Here is a 5,474-nt window from a genome sequence, read left to right as displayed (position 1 = left end):
GGAGCGTCCGTTCCTTGAGAACTCAATAGCGTGCACTATGTTCAATGCCATTTTTTTGAACCCTGTCCGGCCCGTTTGGGCTGGTGGGATTCCTTTGGATTGATGGACAGCCAGTTTTGGTTGTTCTTTGGTCAGAGATCAGATTTGTCGGCCCGTTTGTGGGTTGACACCATTTTTTTTTGGAGAGTTTGATCCTGGCTCAGGACGAACGCTGGCGGCGTGCTTAACACATGCAAGTCGAACGATGAACCGGTGCTTGCACCGGGGATTAGTGGCGAACGGGTGAGTAACACGTGAGTAACCTGCCCTGGACTCTGGGATAACCCCGAGAAATCGGAGCTAATACCGGATAGGACTTCGCACCGCATGGTGTGGGGTGGAAAGTTTTTTCGGTTTGGGATGGACTCGCGGCCTATCAGCTTGTTGGTGAGGTAATGGCTCACCAAGGCGTCGACGGGTAGCCGGCCTGAGAGGGTGACCGGCCACACTGGGACTGAGACACGGCCCAGACTCCTACGGGAGGCAGCAGTGGGGAATATTGCACAATGGGCGCAAGCCTGATGCAGCAACGCCGCGTGAGGGATGACGGCCTTCGGGTTGTAAACCTCTTTTAGTAGGGAAGAAGGGCTTCGGCTTGACGGTACCTGCAGAAAAAGCACCGGCTAACTACGTGCCAGCAGCCGCGGTAATACGTAGGGTGCAAGCGTTGTCCGGAATTATTGGGCGTAAAGAGCTCGTAGGCGGTTTGTCGCGTCTGCTGTGAAAACGCGAGGCTCAACCTCGCGCCTGCAGTGGGTACGGGCAGACTCGAGTGCGGTAGGGGAGACTGGAATTCCTGGTGTAGCGGTGGAATGCGCAGATATCAGGAGGAACACCGATGGCGAAGGCAGGTCTCTGGGCCGTAACTGACGCTGAGGAGCGAAAGCGTGGGGAGCGAACAGGATTAGATACCCTGGTAGTCCACGCCGTAAACGTTGGGCGCTAGATGTGGGGACCTTTCCACGGTTTCCGTGTCGTAGCTAACGCATTAAGCGCCCCGCCTGGGGAGTACGGCCGCAAGGCTAAAACTCAAAGGAATTGACGGGGGCCCGCACAAGCGGCGGAGCATGCGGATTAATTCGATGCAACGCGAAGAACCTTACCAAGGCTTGACATATACGGGAACGCCTCAGAAATGAGGAACTCTTTGGACACTCGTATACAGGTGGTGCATGGTTGTCGTCAGCTCGTGTCGTGAGATGTTGGGTTAAGTCCCGCAACGAGCGCAACCCTCGTCCTCTGTTGCCAGCACGTCATGGTGGGAACTCAGGGGAAACTGCCGGGGTCAACTCGGAGGAAGGTGGGGATGACGTCAAATCATCATGCCCCTTATGTCTTGGGCTTCACGCATGCTACAATGGCCGGTACAAAGGGCTGCGATGTCGTAAGGCGGAGCGAATCCCAAAAAGCCGGTCTCAGTTCGGATTGAGGTCTGCAACTCGACCTCATGAAGTCGGAGTCGCTAGTAATCGCAGATCAGCAACGCTGCGGTGAATACGTTCCCGGGCCTTGTACACACCGCCCGTCAAGTCATGAAAGTCGGTAACACCCGAAGCCGGTGGCCCAACCCTTGTGGAGGGAGCTGTCGAAGGTGGGATCGGTGATTAGGACTAAGTCGTAACAAGGTAGCCGTACCGGAAGGTGCGGCTGGATCACCTCCTTTCTAAGGAGCATCTGGAGATCTTTCGGGGTCTTCCAGGCACACCAGGTCAAGGCGAACGTCCTTGCTGGTTGCTCATGGGTGGAACGTTGACATAGGTGTCGGTCGGATCCGATCGCTGCTCAGTACGCCTCGCTTGCGGGGTGGGAACGGTGGGGGTTGGTGGTGGCCGGCACATGCACGCTATTGGGTCCTGAGGGACCGGGCCTTCGGGCTGTTTCCTTGCGGGCCTTCATCGGCTGACTGGTTGTGACCGGTTGGTGGTGGGGGCACCGTTCGTGTGTTGAGAACTACATAGTGGACGCGAGCATCTTAGATCGATCTGTCCTTTGGACGGGTCGTTCACAAGATCAAGTAGGCACTCCTTCTTCGGAGGGGGTGTCGGACTGATCATTGGTCAATCTCATGCACCTTCGGGTGTGTGCGATCGATTCATACTCATGTGATTTCAAGTTTCTAAGAGCAAACGGTGGATGCCTTGGCATCTGGAGCCGAAGAAGGACGTCGTAATCTGCGATAAGCCTCGGGGAGTTGATAAACGAGCTGTGATCCGAGGATTTCCGAATGGGGAAACCCCGCCAGGCCCTTCGTGGTGACCTGGTGACTCCCGCCTGAATGTATAGGGCGGGTAGAGGGAACGTGGGGAAGTGAAACATCTCAGTACCCACAGGAAGAGAAAACAACAGTGATTCCGTCAGTAGTGGCGAGCGAACGCGGATCAGGCTAAACCGAGCCATGTGTGATACCCGGCAGGGGTTGCATGGTCGGGGTTGTGGGACTCTTCGGACTGTTCTGCCGAGCAGTCACGGTGACGTGTCGGGTATAGACGAACCGCATTGAAAGGCGGACCGGAGTGGGTGTGAGTCCCGTAGTCGAAATGCCTGGCCGGCCGGAGGAGTATCCCAAGTAGCACGGGGCCCGAGAAATCCCGTGTGAATCTGTCAGGACCACCTGATAAGCCTAAATACTCCCAGATGACCGATAGCGGACAAGTACCGTGAGGGAAAGGTGAAAAGTACCCCGGGAGGGGAGTGAAATAGTACCTGAAACCGTTTGCTTACAAACCGTTGGAGCCTCCTTGTTGGGGTGACAGCGTGCCTTTTGAAGAATGAGCCTGCGAGTTAGCGATATGTGGCGAGGTTAACCCGTGTGGGGTAGCCGTAGCGAAAGCGAGTCTGAATAGGGCGATTCAGTCGCATGTCCTAGACCCGAAGCGAAGTGATCTATCCATGGCCAGGTTGAAGCGACGGTAAGACGTCGTGGAGGACCGAACCCACTTCAGTTGAAAATGGAGGGGATGAGCTGTGGATAGGGGTGAAAGGCCAATCAAACTTCGTGATAGCTGGTTCTCTCCGAAATGCATTTAGGTGCAGCGTTGCGTGTTTCTTGCCGGAGGTAGAGCTACTGGATGGCCGATGGGCCCCAACAGGTTACTGACGTCAGCCAAACTCCGAATGCCGGTAAGTGAGAGCGCAGCAGTGAGACGGTGGGGGATAAGCTTCATCGTCGAGAGGGAAACAACCCAGACCACCGACTAAGGTCCCTAAGCGCGTGCTAAGTGGGAAAGGATGTGGAGTTGCACAGACAACCAGGAGGTTGGCTTAGAAGCAGCCACCCTTGAAAGAGTGCGTAATAGCTCACTGGTCAAGTGATTCCGCGCCGACAATGTAACGGGGCTCAAGCACGTCACCGAAGTCGTGGGATTCGCATTATAGACAGGCCTTCGTGGTCCAGTCGTGCGGATCGGTAGGAGAGCGTCGTGTGCCGGGTGAAGCGGCGGAGTGATCCAGCCGTGGATGGCACACGAGTGAGAATGCAGGCATGAGTAGCGAAAGACGGGTGAGAAACCCGTCCTCCGGAAGACCAAGGGTTCCAGGGTCAAGCTAATCTTCCCTGGGTAAGTCGGGACCTAAGGCGAGGCCGACAGGCGTAGTCGATGGACAACGGGTTGATATTCCCGTACCGGCGAAGAACCGCCCACACTAATCCAGCAATGCTAACCATCCGAACCATCCCATCGTCCCTTCGGGGGCACCGGGGTGGGGAGCGTGGGACCCGAGTCTGGTGCGGTGAGCGTATTAACAGGTGTGACGCAGGAAGGTAGCCGAGCCGGGCGATGGTTGTCCCGGTCCAAGCGTGTAGGCCGAACGGTAGGCAAATCCGCCGTTCATGAGGCTGAGACGCGATGGGGATGAAAAGTCGGTGATCCTATGCTGCCGAGAAAAGCATCGACGCGAGGTTCCAGCCGCCCGTACCCCAAACCGACTCAGGTGGTCAGGTAGAGAATACCAAGGAGATCGAGAGAATCGTGGTTAAGGAACTCGGCAAAATGCCCCCGTAACTTCGGGAGAAGGGGGGCCTGAGGCGTGAAGGGACTAGCTCCTGGAGCGTTTGAAGGCCGCAGAGACCAGTGGGAAGCGACTGTTTACTAAAAACACAGGTCCGTGCCAAGTCGCAAGACGATGTATACGGACTGACGCCTGCCCGGTGCTGGAAGGTTAAGCGGAACGGTTAGCTCTTCGGAGCGAAGCTGAGAAGTTAAGCCCCAGTAAACGGCGGTGGTAACTATAACCATCCTAAGGTAGCGAAATTCCTTGTCGGGTAAGTTCCGACCTGCACGAATGGCGTAACGACTTCCCAGCTGTCTCAACCGCGAACTCGGCGAAATTGCATTACGAGTAAAGATGCTCGTTACGCGCAGCAGGACGGAAAGACCCCGTGACCTTTACTACAGCTTGGTATTGGTGTTCGGTGTGGCTTGTGTAGGATAGGTGGGAGACTTTGAAGCGGGCACGCCAGTGTTCGTGGAGTCATTGTTGAAATACCACTCTGGTCACTCTGGATATCTAACTTCGGACCGTAATCCGGTTCAGGGACAGTGCCTGGTGGGTAGTTTAACTGGGGCGGTTGCCTCCCAAAGAGTAACGGAGGCGCCCAAAGGTTCCCTCAACCTGGTTGGCAATCAGGTGGCGAGTGTAAGTGCACAAGGGAGCTTGACTGCGAGACTGACAGGTCGAGCAGGGACGAAAGTCGGGACTAGTGATCCGGCAGTGGCTTGTGGAAGCGCTGTCGCTCAACGGATAAAAGGTACCTCGGGGATAACAGGCTGATCTTGCCCAAGAGTCCATATCGACGGCATGGTTTGGCACCTCGATGTCGGCTCGTCGCATCCTGGGGCTGGAGTAGGTCCCAAGGGTTGGGCTGTTCGCCCATTAAAGCGGTACGCGAGCTGGGTTTAGAACGTCGTGAGACAGTTCGGTCCCTATCCGCTGCGCGCGCAGGAAATTTGAGAGGATCTGACCCTAGTACGAGAGGACCGGGTTGGACGAACCTCTGGTGTGTCAGTTGTTCCGCCAGGAGCACCGCTGATTAGCTACGTTCGGGATGGATAACCGCTGAAAGCATCTAAGCGGGAAGCCGGCCTCGAGATGAGATTTCCATCCCCTTCGGGGGGAGAGGCGCCCAGCCAGACGACTGGGTTGATAGGCCGGATGTGGAAGCGAGGACTAACGACTCGTGGAGCTGACCGGTACTAATACGCCGACAACTTGAAACCTCACTACACACACCCTCGTTGAAAAGGCATGGTGTGTGGCCTGTAGATCGCTCGCGTCCACTCTGTGGTTCCCACCACACGAACGTCATAATTCAACACCCACCCGTCACGACCCCCCCAGGGGTTGTGATCCCGGGGTGGGACCCGAGACCACACACCCCCAGGTGCGGGTGTGGCAAGAGTTTCGGCGGCCATAGCGCGAGGGAAACGCCCGGTCCC

Annotated in this window: 2 rRNA genes; both read left to right on the top strand. The window is 56.5% G+C overall.

What is annotated here, in order from left to right:
• The first annotated feature begins 176 nt into the window (after positions 1–176).
• Positions 177–1,702, top strand: a 16S ribosomal RNA gene (locus tag ABZK10_RS17365).
• A 443-nt stretch (positions 1,703–2,145) separates the two neighbouring features.
• Positions 2,146–5,255: ribosomal RNA gene (locus ABZK10_RS17360) — 23S ribosomal RNA — on the top strand.
• Together the 16S and 23S rRNA genes form the textbook arrangement of a ribosomal RNA operon.
• The last annotated feature ends 219 nt before the right edge of the window (positions 5,256–5,474 follow it).

The sequence above is a fragment of the Agromyces sp. SYSU T00194 genome, assembly GCF_040496035.1.
In the GTDB taxonomy this organism is placed as follows: domain Bacteria; phylum Actinomycetota; class Actinomycetes; order Actinomycetales; family Microbacteriaceae; genus Agromyces; species Agromyces chitinivorans.
Note: the sequence above shows the minus strand (reverse complement) of the source record. Positions and strands in the feature narration are given on the sequence as shown.